The 25,140-nt window shown below is 35.0% G+C and carries 18 protein-coding genes; 10 read left to right on the plus strand and 8 right to left on the minus strand.

Translation table 11 applies throughout. The features are described from left to right. Positions 1-170 precede the first annotated feature (170 nt). The 3 genes from AAGD20_RS01670 to rpe all read left to right on the plus strand — a co-directional run bounded on the left by AAGD20_RS01670 (position 171) and on the right by rpe (position 3,034). A complete protein-coding gene (locus AAGD20_RS01670; protein WP_094648631.1) occupies positions 171-380 on the plus strand; it encodes a cold-shock protein in 210 nt (69 codons plus the stop codon). A gap of 426 nt (positions 381-806) precedes the next feature. Further along, complete coding sequence (locus AAGD20_RS01675; protein WP_341749166.1) at positions 807-2,039, plus strand: DEAD/DEAH box helicase; 1,233 nt, start codon at positions 807-809, stop codon at positions 2,037-2,039. Between the two features lie 344 nt (positions 2,040-2,383). Continuing rightward, positions 2,384-3,034 (plus strand): ribulose-phosphate 3-epimerase, encoded by a 651-nt coding sequence (rpe, locus tag AAGD20_RS01680; RefSeq protein WP_341749167.1) that lies wholly within the window; start codon positions 2,384-2,386, stop codon positions 3,032-3,034. Positions 3,035-3,804: 770 nt separating this feature from the next. Here rpe and AAGD20_RS01685 read toward each other — a convergent pair. Continuing rightward, the gene (locus tag AAGD20_RS01685) at positions 3,805-8,613 is read right to left on the minus strand and encodes an autotransporter outer membrane beta-barrel domain-containing protein (protein WP_341749168.1); all 4,809 of its coding nucleotides are present in this window, start codon (positions 8,611-8,613) and stop codon (positions 3,805-3,807) included. Positions 8,614-9,491: 878 nt separating this feature from the next. Between AAGD20_RS01685 and AAGD20_RS01690 the strand changes: the two genes are divergently transcribed. The 4 genes from AAGD20_RS01690 to gltX all read left to right on the plus strand — a co-directional run bounded on the left by AAGD20_RS01690 (position 9,492) and on the right by gltX (position 15,389). Next, positions 9,492-10,094: a peroxiredoxin gene (locus tag AAGD20_RS01690; protein WP_341749169.1), complete on the plus strand. Its 603-nt coding sequence runs from the start codon at positions 9,492-9,494 to the stop codon at positions 10,092-10,094. A 374-nt stretch (positions 10,095-10,468) separates the two neighbouring features. Beyond that, the gene (gene dprA, locus AAGD20_RS01695) at positions 10,469-11,608 is read left to right on the plus strand and encodes a DNA-processing protein DprA (RefSeq protein WP_341749170.1); all 1,140 of its coding nucleotides are present in this window, start codon (positions 10,469-10,471) and stop codon (positions 11,606-11,608) included. 2 nt (positions 11,609-11,610) lie between these two features. Continuing rightward, a complete protein-coding gene (gene topA / locus AAGD20_RS01700; RefSeq protein WP_341749171.1) occupies positions 11,611-14,040 on the plus strand; it encodes a type I DNA topoisomerase in 2,430 nt (809 codons plus the stop codon). A 14-nt stretch (positions 14,041-14,054) separates the two neighbouring features. Then, complete coding sequence (gltX, locus tag AAGD20_RS01705; RefSeq protein WP_341749172.1) at positions 14,055-15,389, plus strand: glutamate--tRNA ligase; 1,335 nt, start codon at positions 14,055-14,057, stop codon at positions 15,387-15,389. A gap of 301 nt (positions 15,390-15,690) precedes the next feature. Here the strand turns inward: gltX and AAGD20_RS01710 are convergent, their stop codons facing one another. Continuing rightward, entirely contained in the window at positions 15,691-17,505 is a 1,815-nt protein-coding gene (locus tag AAGD20_RS01710; RefSeq protein WP_341749173.1) for an AAA family ATPase, read from the minus strand. Positions 17,506-17,746: 241 nt separating this feature from the next. On the opposite strand from AAGD20_RS01710, the gene AAGD20_RS01715 reads away from it, so the two are divergent. Further along, positions 17,747-17,965: a palindromic element RPE2 domain-containing protein gene (locus AAGD20_RS01715; RefSeq protein WP_341749174.1), complete on the plus strand. Its 219-nt coding sequence runs from the start codon at positions 17,747-17,749 to the stop codon at positions 17,963-17,965. On the opposite strand, the gene AAGD20_RS01720 is transcribed toward AAGD20_RS01715, so the two are convergent. Further along, positions 17,944-18,411 (minus strand): helix-turn-helix transcriptional regulator, encoded by a 468-nt coding sequence (locus AAGD20_RS01720; RefSeq protein WP_341749175.1) that lies wholly within the window; start codon positions 18,409-18,411, stop codon positions 17,944-17,946. The two genes, AAGD20_RS01715 and AAGD20_RS01720, sit on opposite strands and share 22 nt — an antisense overlap. Positions 18,412-19,020: 609 nt before the next feature. Here AAGD20_RS01720 and AAGD20_RS01725 point away from each other — a divergent pair. Continuing rightward, a complete protein-coding gene (locus AAGD20_RS01725; protein WP_341749176.1) occupies positions 19,021-19,578 on the plus strand; it encodes a phosphatidylglycerophosphatase A in 558 nt (185 codons plus the stop codon). Here the strand turns inward: AAGD20_RS01725 and AAGD20_RS01730 are convergent. The 5 genes from AAGD20_RS01730 to AAGD20_RS01750 form a co-directional block, all read right to left on the minus strand. Next, entirely contained in the window at positions 19,575-20,228 is a 654-nt protein-coding gene (locus AAGD20_RS01730; protein WP_341749177.1) for a histidine phosphotransferase family protein, read from the minus strand. The two genes, AAGD20_RS01725 and AAGD20_RS01730, sit on opposite strands and share 4 nt — an antisense overlap. A 25-nt stretch (positions 20,229-20,253) precedes the next feature. Continuing rightward, positions 20,254-22,047 carry a succinate dehydrogenase flavoprotein subunit gene (gene sdhA / locus AAGD20_RS01735; RefSeq protein WP_341749178.1) on the minus strand — a complete coding sequence of 598 codons (1,794 nt, stop codon included), beginning with the start codon at positions 22,045-22,047 and terminating at the stop codon, positions 20,254-20,256. 218 nt (positions 22,048-22,265) lie between these two features. Further along, positions 22,266-22,646 carry a succinate dehydrogenase, hydrophobic membrane anchor protein gene (sdhD, locus tag AAGD20_RS01740; protein WP_094649480.1) on the minus strand — a complete coding sequence of 127 codons (381 nt, stop codon included), beginning with the start codon at positions 22,644-22,646 and terminating at the stop codon, positions 22,266-22,268. A gap of 23 nt (positions 22,647-22,669) precedes the next feature. Next, positions 22,670-23,056, minus strand: coding sequence for a succinate dehydrogenase, cytochrome b556 subunit (gene sdhC / locus AAGD20_RS01745; RefSeq protein ID WP_341749422.1), 387 nt, complete (start codon positions 23,054-23,056; stop codon positions 22,670-22,672). Positions 23,057-23,136: 80 nt separating this feature from the next. Continuing rightward, positions 23,137-23,883 carry a lysophospholipid acyltransferase family protein gene (locus tag AAGD20_RS01750; protein ID WP_341749179.1) on the minus strand — a complete coding sequence of 249 codons (747 nt, stop codon included), beginning with the start codon at positions 23,881-23,883 and terminating at the stop codon, positions 23,137-23,139. A 113-nt stretch (positions 23,884-23,996) separates the two neighbouring features. Between AAGD20_RS01750 and trpS the strand changes: the two genes are divergently transcribed. Beyond that, entirely contained in the window at positions 23,997-24,986 is a 990-nt protein-coding gene (gene trpS / locus AAGD20_RS01755; protein WP_094649477.1) for a tryptophan--tRNA ligase, read from the plus strand. The last annotated feature ends 154 nt before the right edge of the window (positions 24,987-25,140 follow it).

Here is a 25,140-nt window from a genome sequence, read left to right on the forward strand (position 1 = left end):
TTATCCTTTGTTGACAATTATCAAAAAAAGGAGTACCATGTTTTTTGGGTTTAATAATTAACTCTTTAATAGCATGAAAGCCTTATTTCTGCCTGTCAGTTATTGGGTTTAATTTCTACGGAAGAGTTCGAATTAAGTTCAGATAAGTAACTCTATACTAAAAGGTTTTTATGACTACTAAAGTAGGTAAGGTCAAATGGTTTAATACAACCAAAGGTTTTGGTTTTATTCAACCAGACGATGGTGGGAGCGACGTTTTTGTTCACATCTCAGCTGTAGAGCGTGCCGGGATCCGTAATCTTAATGGAGGTCAAAGTGTAGGCTTTGATCTAGAAGACAATAAGGGAAAAATTTCTGCTGTTAATCTGCAAATAAAATAATATTTATTTAAAACTACAAGCAACTACTCAAAATTTATGAGTGGTTATTAAACTAGTGAATTTTGGGTAGTATCATCTTTTTATACACTCTGTGCATTATCTTTTATAATTCAGTGTTCACTGTAAGTAAAGCTGTAATTTTATTGGACTATTTTAAGTATACTCGAATGATTTGGGGAAATGGATTTTCAAAGCAAAAGAGTATCTATGATAGGATTGTATTTATAATTACAGCCGCTTTTACTATACAACAATTAATAACCCGCTTTATAACATAAGAACTTAATCATAAATTTATTTTTTAAGGTATAGAATATATGTTTGCTCAAATGCTTTGAAGATTTGGAGTTTAATTGCATTTAACCTTTCAATTCCTTAAAGCATTTGAGTATTTTTAATTTACGATAAATAACATTGGATTTAATAATGAAAAATTTTAATTTACCAAACGAAGTGATTATATCACTTGAACAGATGAACATCACCTCTCCTACAGAAATTCAAAGAGAGGCTATACCGATTGCGATGCAAGGTAGTGATATTCTTGCTTCTAGTCAAACTGGTTCAGGTAAAACCCTTGCCTATTTACTACCAATCGTCAATTCTTTTATACAGACAAAATCAATGGCTTTGGTACTTGTACCAACTCGGGAATTAGCTAGCCAAGTACGCACTACTTTAACCAATGTAACTACTCAAATTAAGCTTCCTAGTGCGGTTTTAATAGGTGGTGAACCAATGCATAAACAATTTACGCAGCTAAAGGCAAATCCTAAAGTGGTGATTGGAACCCCTGGTCGTATTATAGATCATTTACTACGTGGTACCTTAAAATTAAACACAGTACAATTAGTGGTACTTGATGAGATGGATAGGATGCTTGATATGGGCATGAAAGAACAGTTGGAAGAAATAAATAAATATATACCTGAAAAAAGACAGGTTTTAATGTTTTCAGCTACTATGCCAAAACATATTATTGCACTATCGCAAAAATATGTGATTAACCCTAAATGCATTACTATTGGCTCAACTACTCAGGCTGCTTCTCAAATAAAACAAGAAACTTTGCGAGTTTCTGATAAAGAGAAATTCCCTGAGCTTATAAAGCAATTAAAACAACGTGATGGTTCTATAATTATTTTTGTGAAAACTAAGCGTGGTGCCGATCAGTTGGCAAAAATGTTAAAATTTGAAGATCACAAAGCTGAAGCTATCCATGGTGATTTAACACAAGGTAGAAGGGATCACGTAATTGCATCGTTTCGCTCTTCTCGTCACAGAATTATGGTGGCAACAGATGTTGCGGCTCGTGGCTTAGACATACCACATACACAGCATGTGATCAATTATGACCTACCAATGTCTCCAGAAGATTATTTACATAGAATAGGTAGAACTGGTAGAGCAGGACTTTCAGGTTGCGCATTATCCTTCATTTCGCCAGAAGATAATATTAGGTGGAAAGCTATTGATCGCCTAATGAACCAAGGTGAGAGTACTTCAAGAGAAGAAATGACCGGAAATAAGAATCGTAGAAGACCATTTAATGGTAATAATAGCAACAATAACAATAATGGTAGAAAAAGTTATTTTCCTCGTAATAATAACGATAAAAAGCCTTATTCTGGTCGCTCTAGAAATAGCCAAGCGTCCTAATTTAGTAAAAGTAGTTATGTTATACCCGATTAGTATTTAGCATCAGCGTCATGGCTCAGAGCCACTTTAGTGGGCGACGAAGCAATCCTGTTTGTGTCATACCTGCGTAGGCAGGTATCCAGATTCCCGCCTACGCGGGAATGACAACTTACAATTGCTTCGAAGGTTTACGCCTCCTCGCTAATAGACAGCACGATGGGTGGTTATTCAGCACTAATTCAGGTTAATTGACTATAACAAACTTACTATAGCTAAATAACTATAAAAGGAAAAATCAAAAAATTCATTAGACCTTATATCTTGAAAATGTGATATAAGGTCTATTATTTAAGGATAAAAATACAGTGAAAGTAATTAAGATCGCACCTTCATTGCTATCAGCCGATTTTGCTAATTTACAAAAAGAAATCAATTCTTTGGAAAAAGCGGGGGCTGATATGATCCATATAGACGTTATGGATGGTCATTTTGTACCTAACTTAACATTTGGACCTCCTATAATAAAAGCCTTAAGATCTCATACTGCATTGCCGTTTGATATACATTTAATGATTAATAACCCAGAATATTCGATTAAAGAATATGCTAGTAGTGGGGCAGATATTATCACTATCCATCCTGAAACAACTATTCATCTTGACCGAACTTTAGACATTATTCAAAATTTAGGAGTAAAAGTCGGAGTGGCACTGCTTCCTTCCACCAACCCAAATTCTATAGATTATATTATTGATAAAGTAGATTTGATTTTAGTAATGACTGTAAATCCCGGGTTTTCTGGTCAAAAATTTATAGAGAATCAGTTAGAGAAAATCAAAATTATTTCAGAAAAAATCAAAAATTCCAACAAAACTATATTACTTTCTGTAGATGGAGGAATAAATAATATTACCGGTAAAAATTGCATCAACGCAGGAGCTGATATTTTAGTATCAGGTAATTTTATTTTTCAATCAAAAAATTATCAAAAACAAATAGATTTACTAAGACATTAACTATCTCACCTTACGCATAACCCAGAATAATTTAAAAATTGCAAGACGTCTATTAGCAAGGAGCTACTTTATTAGCATTGAAGCAATCCAGAAAGCGACCAAAATGGATTGCCACGACCACTATGTGGTCTGGCAATGACGCCACAACTGTTGAAAGTTGGAAGAGGAAGCAGTTTTAGACCAGGTAGTTTAAAGTCATATGTGGTCAACGTCATTACGAGGAAGACCGTAGGTCGACGAAGCAATCCATAAAAATTAACCAAAAATGGATTGCCACGACCACTACGTGGTCTCGCAATGACAGAAAACCTATCTAAAACCCGCTTTACCTTCTAACTTTCAACAGTTGTGGCAATGACGCATAAGCGTCAGTTTAGGAAAATAATAATTGAGAAACCGTCATTGCGAGGAAGACCGTAGGTCGACGAAGCAATCCATAAAAAGTAACCAAAGATGGATTGCCACGACCACTACGTGGTCTCGCAATGACGCATAAGCGTCAGCAATTAAGAAAACAATAATTGAGAAACCGTCATTGCGAGGAGACCGTAAGGTCACGAAGCAATCCATAAATTGTCATCCCTATTTAATTCAGTGTCATCCCTGCGAAGGCAGGGATCTATACTAGACTCCCGCCTAGGCGGGAATAACAACTTGCTCAACTTTATGTTGATTAACTATAAAGAACAATAATATAAACAAAAAAGGCTTCCTCTTGGAGAAGGAAGCCCTTTTTGTAGTAATAGATAAGTAAACTTAAATGATTAAGTTTAGAAGTTTACACGAACTTTTAAAGTACCTTGATGAGCAACATAGTTCTTAGCTAAATTTGCGTCATAACCAGCTCCATACTCCATAACACCAGCTTTAGCAATAACGCCTAAACCAACATTAAATGATGTTTTTGCAGCTTTTTCAGACTTAGTAATAAAGGAATCAGTCATACCCTCTAATCTAACATCAACTTTTCCTAACGAATTAGCACCTAACTTTTGTGAAACAAAAGCATGTAATTCAGGAGTCACTACAACACCATCAGTATCTATAGAGGTTGAAACTTTAGCACCAACTATAGCCTCAATGTTATTAACACCTCTCTCACCAACAATCTTATTTTGATTTGTTGTACCAGTTTCCTTATAACTTTCATCGTTAAACCTTGTATAACGAACTCCAGCCATCGGAGTTAGTAATGCTGAGTCAGCTATTTTAGCGTTGTAACCAAATAACACCTCTCCGCCGTAAGACATAGTGCCATAATCAGCTTTAGCAGTTTCCTGACCACTAGAATGAGTCTTAGTAGAAACTATTCTAGGATCAGTACCTTTAATTTTACTTGAACCCAAAGAAGCCACAGCTTGTACAAAGAAATTTTGAGGAAGTGATTGTGCTGCATAAATAGAACCCATGAAAGTACCTATTTCAGTTTTTCCAGCGTAATCACCTTTGCACTTCATGTCACTCTTAACAAAGCTAACAGCAGCACCAATTGTTAGATCATCATTGACTAAAGTATCAAAACCAACGACTCCACCAAAAGATTTTACTCCATACCCAGCATCATCACCGCTCTTCTTTTGAGTAGCTTGACTATAATATGGCATAGCCCATGCACCCATTAAAGTATCATCAGAACCAGCAGAAACTGCAGCAGCATTAGCTTTAAGCATTCTGTTACGAAGAGCAGCACCAAACATTTCACCAACCTTTCCGACTTGGCGTGTTGATTCAACATTGTTAGTTGTTGAAACCACTTTTCTGACTGCATGAGCACGAAGATCTGCATATTCTTCTGGCTCTTCCCCTTTTGCATGGTCTTCAGACATAAAGCTTAGATCATTTACAAAACCTTTTGCTTTAACAAGGCGTTTGACATTTTCAGCACTAACAACAGCACCAACTTTTTTCAAGTCCGCTGTAATACCACCTTCTATATCAACCTTACGTTCAAACATTAGTTTATTATCTTTAGTTATAATATCCCAATCTACATAGGCTCGATTGTGTGCTACTCCTTCTACACCTACTAGATTGAATGCACCACCATCTAAGTGATTAGCACCATCTATAAGTATAAATGGCTTGTTATTATACTCTGTTACGTCAGCTTCGTCAGAAATTCTAACGGTAACTCCTACATTGCTAGCAACAGTAACTTTGTCCTTAAGCACTATATTACCAAATGCACCTCCTTTACTTAAGACAGTACGAATACTGGTTTTTTCTCCCCAAGTTCCGGATTTTTCGAGGCTCAACTGATTAGATTCTAGATCAATATTTGCATTGATCTGTGAAATACTATGAAGTGCTACCTTGTTAGCAGCAATTTTAATATTTTCATTACCAAAGTTAATATTTTTCGCATGCAAACCAGAAGATTTCAAAGTTGCAGTATGTGTATTATCACCAGTAAAGTTAATCGCCTCAAAGGCCTTGTTAGCTGTACCAAAAGTCTTGCTACTAATTTCAGCATTACCTGCAAAGGCGATGGTATTTTTAGTTCCCACACTGGTCATATCAGCTTTCAGAATAACGTTATCTCTGAATTCAACAGAAGCAACACCACCAGCGTCAGTTTCAGTATGACCAAGCTGTATTGCCCCGTCTACTGTTCCACCAGCTGCATAATATACATTATCATGAACAACAACCTTATTAGCAAAGGTATCGCCATAGTTTGTGACTTTTGATTTTAAATTTACTAGTTTTAAGTTGTAATTCTCACTACCTAAACCATAAATAGCACCATCAACTCCTTTACCCAAATCATAGTTAACAGTACCTTTCTCTTTAGCTACAGTAGTTACACTAATAAAGGCTTTTTGACTCTTAACATCTAAAATAGTATCTGCAGTAAATGCTAAATTAACAGGATGAGCATCACTCCCAATATTTTGACCTGAGATAATTTCGTCTTGATTTATTGCACTTGCTAACCGAATTGTAGGGCTTTTATCTGCAACAGTACTTTCAACCTCTATCCCACTAAGTTTCATGTCCTTAGATAAAGCTAAGGTTGAAGCCTTGCTGAAAGCAATTTTTTTGAATCTAAAACCATTACCTTCTAATGTAACATTACCATCACCTTGTAACTCTAATACCGCTACTGCATCAACAGGAGCAAGAGTACGAACACGTCCACCAGGAGCAACAGGAACAGCAGTAGTAGCTGTTTCAAATGTTGCTGCACCTTTATTGGTAAATCTTAATACTCCACTACCATCAGTTTTAACAGCAAAGTTTTTAACCTTATAGTCATTATCTACAACTAATACAGAACTATCCCCCAAGGCTATATTTGTGACGTAGGCTTTACCAGATGTAGTTGCTTCAACACTATCCATTACCTCAAGTGTTTTAAAAAATCTAATATAGTTTCCTATATTTCCTTTCAAAGCACCAGCTTTAGCAAAAACTATCTTACCTTGATTATTGTTAGAAGTTGTTATAGAGTCAGCAGTAATGTCAATATCACCAATAGTTAAAGTCTTATCTGCTTTAAAGTTAATTTCCTCTAGCTTATCATCACCAGTTGTTTTGGTATTAAGTAATGAGATATTCTCAGAAATTTCAACTTTAACTTTCTTCGCCTTCTTCAACTCTCCTAAAGCATAACTAGCATCAGCAATTTTTAAACCAATTGTTGAAGCTTTTTCATTAAATTCTATTCCAGCAATATTAACCGATTTTCCATTTCCAGGCTGTAAATTAAGATTTTGTCCACTCAGTGATATTTTATCTAAAGGCGTATTATCAGTTCCTATGTCACCAATAATTGTTAAGATTCTCTTATCTGCCATTTTAGTTGCATCAATATTACCACCAAATTTACTAATTTGCTTAGATTCAATGGTTACGTTCCCTGCTGAATTAAGTGCTAATGTTCCTTTGGCATTACCAAATACTATAGTATTAGCCTTAATCGTAGTACCACCTACCATTAATGTTTTATCCTGTGCAATATTAATCTCATTAACATCTGTAATATTACCAGCAACTTCAGCGTTTTCAAAATTTAAGGTTAGAGCATTTTCAATATTACCGGCGAATTTATAATCGTTAACAAACTCAAATATGCTATCATTTGCTCCCTGTATTTTAGTGGCACTATTAGTACCAGCTTTTGTGAATCTCAAAGTACCACCACCTGCATGTGTAATCAAATTCAAGTCAGTTACAGTACCATCAAATTCACTATTACCTGCAGCAAAATTCAGTGTTCCGGTTTTGTGTTTGTGTCTTTTATTAGGGCTACGATCACCACAGAAATCTCCAGAAAGATTTTTGTTAGCTATAACGTTAATAATACTATTGACGTCATGGAAATCTACTCTACCAAGATTACCACCCTTAGTAAGATTTAATGTTGTTATATTAGGTCCTGTTAGATTGGTAGTATCTACGTTAAGTGCGTGATCAACAGTTACTGTACCACCATCTGCACTAAAGGCATCAATAAATGCTTCGGTCTGAACTCTTACTGCAGTTGCTGCTGGTATATTTGTAAATTTAAGCTCTTTTAATCTATTCTCCTTAGTACCGATAGAATAAGCGATATTATGAGCAATGTTACCATTTAAATGTAGAGTACCTGTTCCATCTTTTGTAGTTGTAATGCTAGTAGCATCAATAGCATTGTTGACTTGCAAGGAAGAATTATCCCCATTGAATACGATGTTAGTAGCTTTGATAACATTAGTAGCATTCTGGAATTCTACTTTTCCTCCAATTTCAATGCTATGTAATTTATTAGCATTCCCGACCAGTGAAGTAACAACAGAATCTCCTGCAAAAATTACATCACCATTGTTAAGAGCAGCACCCTTTATTTCAGCTGCTGTTACGTTCCCATTAAATATAATAGTACTACCAGCCCCTAGCGTTACACTCTCATTAAGATGTAAATGATTAGTTATAGTTACCGATTTACCAGCATTAACTGCTAAGTTTTTCACAAGAGTATTAGCAGCAGCACTCCAAGTTCCTCTTAAAACTACTTTATTAGCGTCAATCGTAACCGTACCATTATTACCTCCAGTACTTAGGAAGTCAACATCAGAATTGAAACCATCTGTAGCAATGATAGCACTTGCAGCTTTATTACCAAAATCAATAGCTTTTAAGCCTTCATAATGTCCTACTTCACCAGGCATAGCAAAAGCTGGAACACCATCAGTACCCAACACAATTCGAGCAGCATCCTCGGTTGCAGTAATAGTTAATTGGCGGTCACCACCAACAACACCAGCAACACCAACCCTAAAAGCCCCTACATTAAGTGCCGTAGCATGTCCATTGGTGTTGATTGTAACAGTCTTAGCCTCATCACCGGTTATAACGGTATTTGCAACAGTAATACCAAGTGAAGCACCGTTATTTACTATCTGATCTGGATCCCATTCTCCATTACGACCACCACCACCAATAGCAGCATTAGTAAACGTAACTGCATTACCCGTTGCCTGCATAGGCACACCAGCACCAAACGCTGAACTACTTGCCCCAACTATTACCGAAGCAACAGAAGCAGTAGTCAGCAAACTTCTTAAAAAATTGCTTTTTTTTCTTTCTTTATTCATAAATTTTTCCTAATTTAAGTTAATTTTTTAAATCGGTTTTTATGTCATTCCCGCGTAGACGGGAATCTAAGACCCCCTACCTTCGCAGGGATGACACAAAACCTTATGCCATTCTTGTGTTCTAATCACACCCTTCCTACCCGAGTCTTTGGTCATTTTTCCTCATCTTATGTCATTGCCGCTTCGATGTGGAATCTAAGGTTTTTTAGCTCCATGCCGTTGCCAGGAATGACATCATTTTTGTGGGAATGACGCATTTTTCGTGTAGATGACAGCCTTTTACAGGAATGACATACCTATTCTATATAAAACCTTTTAGAATATCTAGCACGCAGAATACTATATATGCAAAACTAATTAATTACAAGCTACTTAGACTATTTTTTTTGATAAATCCTTATCTATTGTGTTATATTTGAAACAGTACTAATTTAGATAGGTTGTAAAAGCAATCAAAAATGGATTGCTTAGTCGGCTTACGCCTCCTCGTAATGACGGGAAAGCCTATAACCCACTTCCTCGCAATGACGTTTGTGGTGCATATAAGTCATTGCGAGACCACATAGTGGTCGTGGCAATCCATTTGGGTCACTTTCCTGGATTGCTTCGTCGGCTCACGCCTTCTCGCAATGACGTATAAACCTCTCGTCACTGCGAGAAAACATAAGCTTACCACTCGTCATTGCGAGCGAACGTATGTGAGCGTGGCAATCCATCAGACTTGTCATATGAATATACCTACAGCTCCTAGGAATAATATCAATATTACAAGGTATTTTAAATTATTAGTTGACTTATTAGAGATTTGGTATTGTAATAGGTTATAATTTTGTGTATCATAATAAATGTTTTTAATCATTATTAATTGGAGAATTTTAATGCAAGTGTTCGTTGGAAAAGCTGCTCCGGATTTTACAGCTAAAGCTATTATGCCTGATAATAGTATAGAATCTGAATTTAATCTTAGAAATTATGCTAAAAATCATAAAGTGGTATTGTTTTTTTACCCGCTTGATTTTACTTTTGTTTGTCCATCAGAAATTATAGCTTTTAATAATAGGTTAGGAGAATTTACTGAGAGAAATACAAAATTAGTAGCAATAAGTGTTGACTCGCATTTTTCTCATTTAGCTTGGAAAAATACCCCTTACAATAAAGGTGGGGTTGGTAATATCCAGATTCCTATGGTGTCAGATATTAAAAAGAGTGCGTCACATAGTTATAATGTACTACATGATGAAGGAATATCGCTGCGTGGTACTTTTGTTATTGATGAAGCATTTATAGTACGGCATTTGCTAGTTAACGATTTGCCAATTGGTAGAAATATTGATGAAGTAATAAGAGTGATCGATGCTATAGACTATAATACCAAACATGGCGAAGTATGTCCAGCTGGCTGGCAGAAAGGTGACGAAGGTATTACTCCATCGCATAAAGGAGTGTCACATTACTTAGCTTCTAATGCAGAAAAGTTATAGCTATAGTCAATTGCTGAACTAGTGCCGAATAAGCACCCATCGTGCTGTCATTGTGCATAAGTGTCAGTTGACGCCTATGTGTCATTGCGAGGAGACCGTAAGGTCGACGAAGCAATCCAGAAAAGTGATTAAAAATGGATTGCCACGCCACCTACGGTGGCTCGCAATGACGCATAGTCAGTTATTGAAAAACCGTCATTGCGAGGAGACCGTAAGATCGACGAAGCAATCCAGAAAAGTGATTAAAAATTGATCGCCACACCACCTACGGTGGCTCGCAATGACGCTGATGCTAAATACTAACCGGATTTATAACGTTGCCAATTAAAGTTAATTCACTAATATATAGTCAATTGATGCTGAAGGAGCTATTTTTGGATACTAAACCAGTATCTTACACAAAAGAAACTATTGACATCCTAAGATTGATTAGGAGTGAAAATGTTGGCTCAAGAACTTTTTGGAGCTTAATAAAGCTATTTGGTAATAGCAGTGCTGCAATTGACAAAATACAAGAATTTTCTCTGAGAGGTGGGCGTTCTAAGCCCGTAAGGGTATTTTCTCAGAGCGATGCAAGTAAAGAACTTGAATTGTTGCAAAAGCATAATGCTCAGATTATTACCTATAAATCTCCAGGATATTCAAGGTTATTGTTAGAGATTTTTGATTGCCCGCCGATACTAAGTTATAAGGGCAATATTGGGTTATTAGCACACGAAAGATGTTTAGCAATTGTTGGAGCAAGAAATGCTTCAGTAAATGGTCGTGCCTTTGCTGCTAAAATTGCTAAGGAATTGACTGATGCAAATTATATAGTGGTTTCTGGACTTGCCAGAGGTGTTGATACAGCAGTGCATCAAGTAAATACCTCTAAAACAATAGGAGTTATAGCTGGAGGAATTGATTATGTTTACCCCCCAGAGAATGTTAGATTATTTGAGCAAATCCAACAAAATGGCTTGATAATTGCTGAATTACCAGTAGGTTCAAAACCACTTGGGCAACATTTTCCACAGCGTAATCGATTAATTTCTGGTATATCTCTTGGAACAGTAGTGATTGAAGCAAGTCTAAAATCTGGATCGTTAATAACAGCACGGTTTGCTTTAGAACAGAATAGAGAAGTATTTGCTGTACCAGGATTTCCGCTGGATCCTAGGTGTCAAGGTACTAATAAACTTATCAAGGAAGGAGCTCATATGGTGGAATCTACTGAGGACATAGAGACTAATTTACCACCTTTTAGCAAAATTATCAGTAAATCTAAGGATGTAGCAAATGATTCAATCGAAAATAATCAGTTTAGAACGTTAGATATCAAATATGATAATGTAATTACCAATGATATGCGTATGAGGGTTAAGGAGCTTTTATCTTCAACTCCTATAGATTTTGATTGTTTACATCAAACACAGCTACCTTTGCCGGCTATATATATGATAATATTAGAGCTAGAATTGGCTGGAAAAATAACCAGATATCCTGGCAACAAGATATCTTTAATTTATAAATAAATATGAAATTAGTAATAGTAGAATCGCCGGCAAAGGCGAAAACGATAAATAAGTATCTGGATAGTGATTTTAAGGTTATTGCTTCGTTTGGACATATTAGAGATTTACCATCTAAAAATGGTTCAGTTCTGCCAAATGAAGATTTTTCTATGAAATATGTTATATCAGATAAAGCAGAAAAATATGTTGAAGCAATAACTAAGGATGCTGCCAAAGCTGAAATGGTTTATCTAGCAACAGATCGAGACCGAGAGGGAGAAGCAATTGCCTGGCATGTTGCAGAAATAATAAAAGAAAAAAACTTGATTAAATCTAATGATTTCTTTAAGAGAGTAGCATTTGATGAGATTACCAAAAAAGCTATTTTACATGCAATGGACAACCCAAGAAATATTGATATTGATTTGGTTAATGCTCAACAAGCAAGGAGAGCATTGGATTATTTGGTAGGATTTACTTTATCACCGATATTATGGCGTAAATTGCCGGGATGTAGATCAGCAGGTAGAGTTCAGTCTGTAGCACTCCGACTTATTTGTGAGCGAGAAGATGAAATTGAACGTTTTAAATCGCAAGAATATTGGGATATTACCCTTAATGTTCTGAATAGTAATAACGAGCCGTTTTTAGCGAGATTAACTCATGTCAATGGTAATAAATTAGAGAAATTCTCAATTATTAATCAATCGGCAGCTAATGATCTAGTCAAACAAATAAAATCAAAGAATTTTCACATTGCATCTTTAGAAAAAAAGCAGCAAAAACGTCAACCTCAACCGCCTTTCATTACTTCTTCGTTACAGCAAGAAGCAGCTCGAAAATTAGGGTTTACTGCTAAAAAAACTATGCAAATTGCCCAAAAACTTTACGAAGGCATGGATATAGGTAATGAAACGATAGGTTTGATTACCTATATGAGAACTGATGGTACTACCCTTGCTAGTGAGGCTGTTGAACAAATACGTCAGTTGATACATAAGAATTTTGGTGATAAATATCTACCAGCTAGCCAGCGAGTTTATAAATCTAGAGCCAAGAATGCTCAAGAAGCTCATGAAGCTATTAGACCAACCGATGTTACTCTGTTACCAGAAAAATTAAAGGATACACTAGATAAAGATTATTATAGGCTTTACGACTTGATTTGGAAAAGGACGATAGCCTGCCAAATGGAAAATGTTATTATTGATTTGGTGGTCGCTCAGCTTGATACAGAAAATAAAGAATTCACCGCCAGGGCAACTGGTTCAATTATTGCCTTTGATGGTTTCTACAAAATTTATCGTGAGGGTCTAGATGATGAAACGGAAGAAGAAAATAGGCTGCTACCATTACTACAAGAAGGAGAAAAATTAACTACAACTTCAGTGAATCCAGCACAGCATTTCACCGAACCACCACCAAGATATTCTGAAGCCAGTCTCGTCAAGAAGCTTGAAGAACTTGGAATTGGTCGTCCTTCTACTTATGCTTCTATTATATCAGTATTGCAAGATAGGAACTATGTGGTTGTTGAAAAAAAACGTTTCTTTCCAGAGGAATTAGGGCGTTTAGTGACAACATTTCTGACAGGGTTTTTCAAAAAATATGTTGAATATGATTTTACAGCTGATCTGGAGAATGATTTAGATGAAGTGGCAGAAGGTAAAATAGAATGGAAAAATTTACTAAAAAAATTCTGGGATGGGTTTAATAATAACGTAGAAATAGTTAGTGATAAGAAAATATCTGATATAATTCTTTATGTTGAACAAGCATTAGATTATCACCTATTTGGAGAAAAATCAGAAAGTAACAATTCGAAAAATTGCCCATCCTGTTCTACAGGGCAATTAGGGTTAAAGCTTGGTAAGTTTGGAGCGTTTTTAGCTTGCAGTAACTATCCTGAATGTACTTTCAAAAAACAAATTACTTCGAAGAATAGTGATATTGTTGATATGGCTGAAGAGAACAAATTATTAGGAGTAGATAAAGAGGGTCATGATGTTTTATTAAAGAAAGGTCCATATGGTTTTTATGTACAGACTAGCAAACCAGTTGCCAAGGGTGAAAAACCAAAGCGTGTGTCATTGCCACCGTCAGTAGCACAAAATGACGTGACTCTTAGTTTGGCTCTAAGGCTTCTTGAGTTACCGGTTAAGTTATGCCTACACCCTGAATCTCATCAAGAGATTATACTGGGTATAGGTAGATATGGTCCGTATCTTAAATATCTTGATCGGTTTATTTCGATACCGAAAAGATACGATCCTTTTACCATCACATTAGAAACTGCTGTGGAAATAATTGAGGCTAGTAATAATAGGCTGAAGAATAAACCGGAGAAAGATACTGATAAGCCAGGAGTAGTGGTAACAACAATTCCTAAAAAGAATATTAGGACAAGGACTGGTGCTGCAAAAAAAGTAACAAAAAAGAAAAAAGCAAAATAAGCAGTTAGAAAATTATGAGAAAAGTTATCACAAGATTTGCTCCCTCACCAACTGGTATGTTGCATATAGGTAATACTAGGACAGCTCTGATAAATTGGTTATATGCTAGAAAGCATAATGGCATATTTATTTTAAGGTTTGATGATACTGATCTTGAACGTAGCAAACAACAATATAAACATGCCATTGAAGAGGATTTTAAATTTTTAGGACTTAACTGGGATCAAACTTTTTGCCAATCTGATAGATTTGATAAGTATGAAGCAGTAAAAGCATTATTATTACAAAAAAATAAATTATATCCTTGTTTTGAGACCCAGGAAGAGCTGGAATTAAAGCGTAAGTTACAACTATCTAGAGGGCTTCCTCCGATATATGATCGTGCGGCTTTGAACCTTACTGAACAACAAATAAATGACTATATTAGTCAAGGAAGAAAACCGCATTATCGATTCTTGGTATCGCATACTCCAATTATTTGGCAAGATATGATTAAGGGTGAAGTTAAATATGAAGGCAAGAATATTGGTGATCCGATAGTTATCAGAGAAGATAACAGTATGACTTATATGCTTTGTTCGGTTGTTGATGATATTGATTATGGCATTACCGATATTGTTCGGGGCGAGGATCATGTAACTAACACTGCCATTCATGTGCAAATGTTTGAAACTCTAGGGGCAAAGGTACCAAATTTTGCTCATCTTAGTCTAGTTATCAGTCGGGATGAAAAAATATCTAAAAGAACAGGGGGATTTGAGATTGCTGCTCTAAGGGATAAAATTGGATTAGAACCAATGGCAATTAATAGTTTCTTTAGTTTGCTTGGCTCATCATCGCCTATTATACCATTTAAAAATTTAGCTGGGCTAATAAAAGAGTTTGACATTAATAATTTTTCTAAAAGTCCAACAACTTATTTACCAGAAGAGCTAGAGCGTTTAAATCATAAATTACTAATTAGCTTGAGTTTTGATGAAGTAAAAGATCGCTTAAAAGAGATTAAAGCTGAACAAATAAATGAGCAATTTTGGTTGGCAGTTAGAGGTAATTTACAAAAATTATATGAAATAAAAGATTGGTGGAATATTTGTTATTCCCCCCCTAAAGTTGAAGGATTAGATAAAGAGTTTTTAAAACAAGCAGCTACCTTATTAATAGACGAACCAATAACCATCGATAGTTGGAGCATATGGACTAAAAGAATTATGGAAATAACTGGTAAAAAAGGTAAAGAAGTATTCCTACCTTTAAGACTTGCTATAACAGGAATGACATCTGGACCAGAAATGTCAGTAATATTACCTCTGCTCAGCAAAGATGAAATTATAAAAAGATTAACAAGTTGATTTATGCAAATATAGTCAATTCAGAAGAATTTGGGGCTAGGAGCGATGGAGTGCATAAGCGTCAGTTTAAAAAATAATAATTGAAAAACCGTCATTGCGAGGAAACCTTAAGGTTGACGAAGCAATCCAGAAAAGTGATTAAAAATGGATTGCCACGCCACTTACGGTGGCTCGCTAATAAACGACTTTTCTACTTTATTTTCTTAAATTAACGCCTATAAGTAATAGGCGAGCATTGAGCAACAACGTCTCCAACTTCTCATCAATTGACTATAGCTCTTCTAATTTTCAACAATTGTGCCTAAGATACCTGAGCTATTTGGTATTCTAGAGCCACTTCTTTACCACAAAAAGCTATAGCAATTTTGATAATTTTCTGAACATGAGAGTGTTCTTTTATTTTAGTCTCATATTTTTTTCTCATGATTTGATCTAGCCCATCTTTTGCGATAGATTCTAGAGTATCAGGAGATTTGCATATTTTATATTCAATAATAATAGCATTATTCTGCTTCCCAGCCTTAGGTATCAACATAACATCAGCTCTACCACTGCCTGTTTCTCTCTCACTATCTATGACATAGCCAGGAGATAAAGTGTTAATCAAACCTAGCATAAAACCACTATAAAATAGCTCGGCTTTTTTCTCGCCAGTTTGATGAAAACTAGTAGCATTTAGTAATAACTCTTGTAATTTCTCTTTAAATTCTTCTATTTTGCCTGCCGGCAATAAACTAGCAAAAGAATAATATAAAGAACTATCCATTTGTAACTTGCTACTCACCCATTGTAATAGCCTGGTTTCATATATATACTCTACTTCCTTATTAGGCACTGATAATTCGTAGATATCTTTTGCAGGTTCGATAGCTGTTGGGTTTAAATAACCACTAAATAGCAACAGACTAAATAACCCACTTCGTGTATTGATGTCGTTGAAACTGATTTGTTTGGTAATAGGTGCAATGATACTTTTACCGCTAGCTAATTGTTGGATATCAATTTGCATTCCATCTGACAATAATGCTTTATCAACAAGAGCCGTCCCCCCACTATCAAGCCAATAATGATCAAGTTTGCCTCTAGTATCTAAGCATAACATAATTGACCATGGATTATAGATGATTTCTCCACCAAAACTATAGCCATTATACCAAGCTTTAATTTGTTCAGGACTTGTGTCAAGTGGTACTTTGGTTAATAACTCATCAACTTCTGATTGAGTGAAACCATAAAATTTAGCAAATTTTTCATCTAGCAGAGTATATTCACGAACATTATTCAAATCCGAAAATAAATTAGCTTTAGCGATACGCAATATACCAGTTATTATTCCTTTTTCTATACAAGGATTAGTCTTTAGGCTACTACCAAACATACCACGAAATAGCTCAAGTACTTGTTCAAACTCTTCTGGCTTACTGCCAAATTTAATGTAGGAGCTATTGATCGGTGTGTCATATTCATCGATTAATATATAAACTTTCTGATTAAAATGTTTGTACAGTACTTCACTCAAAACCCGTAAACTATCTTTTAAGTCATTTTTCTCAAGTTTCCCATCAAAATATCTCCTTAGTTTTTCTTTTTGTGCATTATTTAATAGTCCTGTATCTTCTGTTACATGATGATTTAAGTAATGATGACTTGCAAATAATTCTATAATTTGATTCTTAATGCTTAGTTCTATTTCCTGATAACTACTGCCTTTAACATCTTTAAGATTGAGCAAAATCACCGGAAATTGACCTTGACGTTTCATGATACTTGCATCACTCACAATTTTCAAAGGTTTTAGCTCTTTAGTTTCGTCAAATCCTAAATCTACTGTACCACCAGTAAATAGCTTGTTATTTACTCTATCCTCTTCAGGTAAAGGCTTACCTCTCTCATCCACCTCTATCTCAAAAAATTTCTGTAGCATGTTCATATTCAAACTTTTACCCCACCGCCTTGGTCTGGTGATTAGGATGACATCTCCACTATCTGCCAATAACTCTTTAATCATTAAGCTTTTATCAACAAATACGTTGCTATTAAGCAATAATTTCTTAAAATCATCAGTACCAACTAACATGGTTGGTTGATCATCAACATTATTTTTTCCTTCTATCATTGTTTTCACGTGTTCCTTTCAACTATAATATCCATTATACTACTTTTTTATTGTCCACTAATAGCTAATTAGCAAAATTTTTATAATTTTTTGTTTTTTTATAGTGAATTAACCTGAATTAACACCCAGTACGATATAATTATGCAGCCTTAGAAAATGTTATAATTTCAGTGCCGTTGGTAGTTGTTATGTGCAACTCCGCTTTATCCACCTGGCTCGGTATAAAAATCTTTCCGCCCAAATGAAATTTATAGTCAATTCAGGAGAATTTGGGGCTAGGAGCGATGGAGCGACGCCTATAAGTAATAGGCGAGCGACGAGTGACGACGTCACCAACTTCCCATCAATTGACTATATATTCAAATTTCTTTTGAACAACCTACTATTTATAAGCTCTATAAAAAACTTGATTATGGAGTATTACTATTTCATCTATTTTTACCCTGCATTCGTGCCTTGAGATGCTACTATTGACCCAATAAGCTCAACTATTTTTTGTCTAATTTGCGGATTTTGAATTTTGCTAAATACTCTAACAAGATAGGATACTTCCTCTTCTGCATCGTATTTTAAAGGGGCTAAATATTCTGCTCTATCTTCCGCAATAATATCATTCAAAAACTTATGATTGTCTTGTATCTCAAATAAGTAACCATCTGATGCATCAGTAATTTCAGTTGTATCAAGAAAATACTCAATAGATACATTTAATAATTTTGCAAAAAAATACAATATACTACTAGCTATTGGGGTAGTAGCATCTTCATATCTTTGTATCTGCTTTACACTAAGATTAATAGCTGTACTTAATTCTTGTTGGCTTATACCCATCATTATACGACGCTGTTTTAAACGCATACCTATAATCAGGTTTATTCTTTCTTTTGATTTATTAGATTTATTCATTGTTATAATAATTTAATTTTCACTATTTATTTCAACTAATAATAATCTAGTGTCTTAGCTTAATCAAGTAATTTTTCATCTATATTAATAAATTTGAATAATTGGCAAAAATAGTTGCAATAGCATTACAATACAACTCTTTTAGCTGTGTAATTTAAGCAAGGAAAAAAGGGAGAAAGGAAATATCAAGTATAGCTAATCCAAATAGCATTACGCCAAATTCACAAAAGTCATTGTAATTCCCGCTTAAGTGGGAATCTGGATACCTGCTTACGCAGGGGTGACATAAAAAAGTAAATTGTCATTCCCGAGTAGGCGGGAATCTAGTATATATCCCTACCTACGCAGGGATGACACAAAACAGGATTACTTTGTCGGATTACGCATCTTCGCAATGACGCAAGTTTGTTATGGATAACTAATCAGATTAGCTATATACTGATTAGACCTCTTGCATAACCTAATCTAATTGGTAATTTTGTTGTCAAAACTCGTCTCCGTTCCTCACGTACATCTTAGTACGCTGCGGTACTCGACTTCGTTTTTCCTAAAAATTCCTCAATTATCTTTAGGTTAGGCAAGAGGTCTATTAAATTAAGTAGGGTTATTATGTTTAATAGATACAAATTTGCAGAATTTATTGTAACTTTTTTCTATATAGGTAAAATAAAATATTGTCCTGGTACATTTGGCTCTCTGGCTGCTTTCCCTTTGTGCTACTGGATATTATATCTTTCTATGCAAGTAGAACTTATTAGTATCTTTATTATCGCTTTTTTGATTTGCCTGTTACTATTTATATTAGGCACATATTTTTCCTCAATATACATACACTATAGTAAGCGAGAGGATCCAAGAGAAGTGGTGATTGATGAGGTAGTGGGTCAAATGCTAACATTAATATTAAGCTTTCCTTCCGTTTTTTTTATGAATTATTCAGGAATTACAAAATATTTAAGTTTGCCTGTACTAAATTTTATCTTTTTATTGGCTTTACCTTTTGCTCTGTTCAGGTTCTTTGATATTATCAAACCATGGCCAATAAATTGGCTTGATGCCAATATTAAAGGTGGTATTGGCGTTATGGTAGATGATATTGCTGCAGCAGTTTTTGCTTCAGTTATGCATTACGCTATCACTTTTAGTCTAATAGATTGGTTTGGTTAAATCATAAGAGTATACTCCACTGAATCGATTAATGGAGTGACCAATAACTTATAGCCATACTCTGTAATTAAGTAGTAAGTGTAATATTCGTGAACATTTTCTATAGTTATACTGGAATGATCTGAAGAGTTGGCTCCTGTTCCAAGCAAAATATCTGTTTTATTCTGATCAAACTTGAGATTTGTGGCTATTACTACAATTTTCATACTAATAAATTTATCATGTTGTATCTCCAGCTCAACTTTAATAATAGCATTTTTGGATAGATTATTAGATGCTACAACAATTAAACAGATGATAATCTGGGCTATATGGTCATTGATATCTATGCTATATAACCTTGTAAATATTAGTTCAATATTATGATTTTTTGATTTTAAAAAATCAGTAGCTAATCTATTAATTTCTGCAATAGAAATTTTGTTACCCTCAGAAGGCAGAGAATATAAATAACGATAAAACTGTAAATAGCTTATAAGTCTATCGGTACTATCCTGAATCAGTTTAATAGCCTTTTTTTTATAAGCTATAGTTTTTATTAAGCCAATACTATTATCTATAGCACCTATTGTTCCTGCAAAATCGTGACATATTTTTTCATTTAAAGCTTGGCTCAGCCTTATTAAACTTGGGCTTATTGAATTTAACATAAACTATATAACATAAACTGTATTTTTAATAAACTCGTTTAGCTGGCGGAATTGCCGCTACTTCGTCTGTTAAGGTTGTAAGAGTTACCGGTTTATAATCTAGTTTGACATTACCTTGTTCGTCAATCCAAGCCAGTGTATGTTTCATCCACTCCTCGTCGTTACGTTCTAAATAATCTTCTCTAGAATGTGCTCCTCTGCTTTCCTTTCTATTGGCAGCAGAATGCATAGTAATTACTGCTTGGTCTAATAAATTAGCTAATTCTAGTGCTTCCACTAAATCACTATTCCATATTAACGATTTATCATTGATCTGAATATCAGCATATTCCTTTCGTGCCTTATCAATCAGCTCTATCCCTTGATCTAGAACTTCTTGAGTTCTGAATACTGCTGCGTGATTTTGCATAATTTTTTGCATTTTGAGTCTTAGATCAGCTACTGGTATTTCTCCTTTAGCATGACGTATACCGTCAAATCTGCTAATTATTTTATCCAATATTGATTGAGGTAGAACCTTATGTGGTTGACCCACTTTAACAATTTCAGCAGCTTTTTTTGCTGCCGCCCTACCAAATACCACTAAATCAAGCAAAGAGTTCGATCCTAATCGATTAGCTCCATGTACTGAAACGCAGGCAGCCTCACCAATCGACATTAATCCAGGAATAATTTTATGATGATTATCCTGATCTTTATCAATAACTTGCCCATGGTAATTTGTTGGTATTCCCCCCATATTATAATGTACTGTTGGTAATACCGGTATTGGCTGGGTGTTAACATTAACCCCAGCAAAAATCTTTGCTGTTTCGGAAATACCCGGTAAACGTTCGTGAAGAATTTCCGGCGACAAATGATCTAAATGTAGGAATACATGATCTTTATGCTCACCTACGCCTCTATTTTCTCTGATTTCCATGGTAATAGCTCTTGAAACCACATCTCTTGAAGCAAGGTCTTTAGCGGCTGGAGCATATCGTTCCATAAATCTTTCACCATTGGCATTTACTAAATAACCACCTTCTCCCCTAGCACCTTCTGTAATTAAGCAGCCAGACCCATATATACCAGTTGGATGGAATTGAACAAATTCCATATCCTGCAAGGCAATGGAGCTTCTTGCCACCATTCCCCCTCCATCACCGGTACAAGTATGAGCACTTGTGGCAGAAAAATAAGCTCTACCATATCCGCCAGTAGCTAATACTACTAAGTGAGAATGAAAACAATGTATTGTCCCGTCATCAAGATTCCAAGCAACTACCCCTACACATTCTCCATTATTCATTAACAAATCAATGGCAAAATATTCAATAAAAAATTGAGCTTTATTTTTTAAAGCCTGTTGGTATAAAGTATGTAATATGGCATGACCCGTACGATCTGCTGCAGCACAAGTTCTTTGGGCAGCTTGCCCCTTGCCATAATTTGTCGTCATACCACCAAAAGGACGCTGATAAATTTTACCTTCTTCTGTTCGTGAAAAAGGTACCCCATAATGTTCAAGCTCTAGTACCGCGGCAGCTGCATGTTTACACATATACTCAATCGCGTCTTGATCACCTAACCAATCAGAACCCTTTACGGTATCATACATATGCCAACGCCAATCATCTTGCCCCATATTACCAAGAGAGGCACTGATACCACCTTGTGCCGCTACAGTATGGCTTCTAGTGGGAAAAACCTTGCTAATACAAGCAGTACTCAACCCCTCTTTTGCCATACCAAAAGTTGCCCTAAGACCAGCTCCTCCAGCTCCAACTACCACTACATCAAATTGATGGTGGACAATATTATAAGATTTAGTAGACATTCATAAATTCCTTTTATTCCAAATAATACTCAAATAATTTTAACCTATAGCTAATCCGGCTAATATTATTCAGTCTATTAGCAAGGAGTAGCGAAACACGATTAAGCAATTACTTTCATGGATTGCCGCGTCGCCACTAAAGTGGCTCCTCGCAATGACGATTTATAAACCCAAGCGTCATTGCGAGGAGGCGAAAGCCGACGAAGCAATCCATTTAGCTATAGTATAGCATAAAATAATGCTACCACTAAGAATGCAATCGTTATAATACAAAATATTTGCAAAAATATAATTAACCCAATACGAAGCTTGATACAACTAATATAATCCTCAATTACCACTCGCATACCAAGCATGGCATGATAGAAGGTGGTAATAATCAATATGCCCAAAGGCACAATATTGTAAGGTTTCTGTAAAGTACCAACAAAATGAGTTAAGTCCTTGCCAATATTACATTTAATAAAAACTATTAGCCAAATAGAGCAAATTGCCAAAATAATAGCAGTGATTCTTTGATGTAACCAGTGACTAGAGCCACTTTTTGCCGAACCAACTCCTTTAGCTTTTGCTAAATCTGTCCTTAAATTAGTATTCATATAGAGACCATAAATTAAATTGACTATAACAACCAAAAAGCTAACGTCATAACTATTGAGGCTATTACAACAAACCAGCCTGTGAAGTTAATAGCTCTTATTGAAAAGCAACGCCCACTATCCCAAATTAAGTGACGCACCCCATTACATAAATGGTAAAACCAGGCAAAACTTATAAATATTAGAGGGATTTTAAATAAACTACATTTAAAGAACTGTAAATATTCGGGATTAAATTTGCTAAAAGATAATAAAATAAAACACCATATCAATACTGATAGTGCAAAAAATAATCCTATCCCCGTCATACGATGCACAATAGACAAAACAGCACTGATCTGTTTTTTATATATTGTTAAATGAGGAGAAGTTGGTCTGCTATTATAAATTTCCTGCTTTGTTTTTGTCATATATTTTGTCATAAATTACATTTTATATTAGAGAGACCTAAAATGGAATATAACATAATAGGAATAGATGATAAATACTCTTATAATTTATTTTTATGAGTTTGTTCAAATAATATTTGCTTTTCGGTATTAATCACCTGTTCTATCTTTTCAGTAAGGTCTCTAACATCAGATTGTTCTATTTCCTCTACCGAGATAACATCAATTATCTTTACTTGAATTATCCCTGGTTTCTTAACCCAAAAGCCCCTTGGCCAATATACCCCTGCATTGTGTGCCATCATCACTATCGGTACTTTTGCCAATGAAGCTAATTTTACTGCACTAGGTTTAAATTTAGCGTTTTGTTCTGGTTTAAATCTAGTAGATTCAGGAAAGATAACCAACCATAAACCACTTTTTATCTTTTCCTGTCCTTCTCTTAAAATTTGACCAACCGAGATATTAGCGTTACGGTCTACAGCAATTGGCTTAACCATTTTCAACCCCCAGCCGAATAACGGGATATTAAATAACTCTTTTTTTAATACCCAAGAATGTTCAGGTATAATTAATTGTACAAATATTTGTTCCCAGCATGATTGGTGATTAGACAATACTATGGAAGGAGATGAAGGTAATTTGTCTAGACCAACAACTTGGTATTTTAAACCACAAAAGATTTTAACCAGCCAAATAAATACATGAGAAAAAATAAACCCTATCCTGTATCGTATATAATAGTTGACATTGAAAAATGTTACGGGTATGTAACATATAAGGAAGAATGTAATGGTAAATATAGCAAGTAGTGCATAAAATGTTAATACTCTTAAACGCCAAAACATAGTTGGTTAACTCATTTGTTAATAATGAATAGATATATAACAGATATATAATAAATATATAGTATAAGATTACTTTTACATAGCTATAATTAGTAACTATTCGGAGAAATTCAATGAAAAAAACAGCTCTATCCGGATGTCAAGTGACTGGGGATCTACATTTAGGGAACTATCTCGGAGCAATTGTTAATTGGTCTAAGATTCAGGATGAGTATAATTGCTTGTTCTTTTTAGCCGATTTACATGCTATTACTATAGATCGCTCACCCATAGAACTAAACTCTTCTATATTGCAAACTGTTGCCATATATATAGCAACAGGGCTTGTGCCAGAGAAAACTACCATATTCGCACAAAGTATGGTGAAGGAACATACGGAACTTGCTTGGATATTAAATTGCGTTACCCCACTTGGTTGGCTTAAACGTATGACTCAGTTTAAAGACAAAGCAGGAAAAGACCAGGAAAATGCTGGCTTAGGATTATTGTCTTATCCAGTATTGATGGCAGCTGATATATTATTATATAATGCTGACATAGTACCTGTTGGTGATGATCAAAAACAGCATTTGGAACTTACCAGAGATATTGCGGCTATTATCAATAGAAAATTCAATCAGGATGTCCTAAAATTACCTGAACCATTAATTCAAGGCTCATCAAGAATAATGAGCTTAAAAGACGGTCGTAAAAAAATGAGTAAATCTGATCCATCTGATTTATCTCGTATTAATTTAAATGATAGCCCAGATCAAATTTACCAAAAAATTAAAAAAGCTAAAACAGATCATTTAGCGGAAATCAGTTATGATCCTCAAAATAGACCAGAAATTAGCAATTTAATTGACATTTATTGCAGTTTATCTGGTACTAATGTTGACAAAATAGTTGATCAGTACCAAAATGCCGGTTTTGCCAAATTTAAGGAGGAGCTAGCTGATATTATCATCACGACTCTAACTCCCATTCATGGTAAATATACAGAGTTAATGAAAAACCAAGATTATTTGATAACTACATTATATAACGGAGCGGATAAAGCTAGAATGACCGCTGCTAAAACTCTGATTGAACTCAAGAAATTAATGGGCTTTGTTGTGTAAAAAACCAATTATGATCTACTAATTTCTATATATAGTAAATTCAGGAGGATTTGGTGTTAGGAGCGATGGAGCGAGGCCTATTACTTATACTCGATAATCAAGTTTTTTGCAGAGCTATCTTTAAACGCGAGTCAATCATTTATTTTGTGTAAGT

Source organism: Candidatus Tisiphia endosymbiont of Sialis lutaria (assembly GCF_964026535.1).
Lineage (GTDB): Bacteria > Pseudomonadota > Alphaproteobacteria > Rickettsiales > Rickettsiaceae > Tisiphia.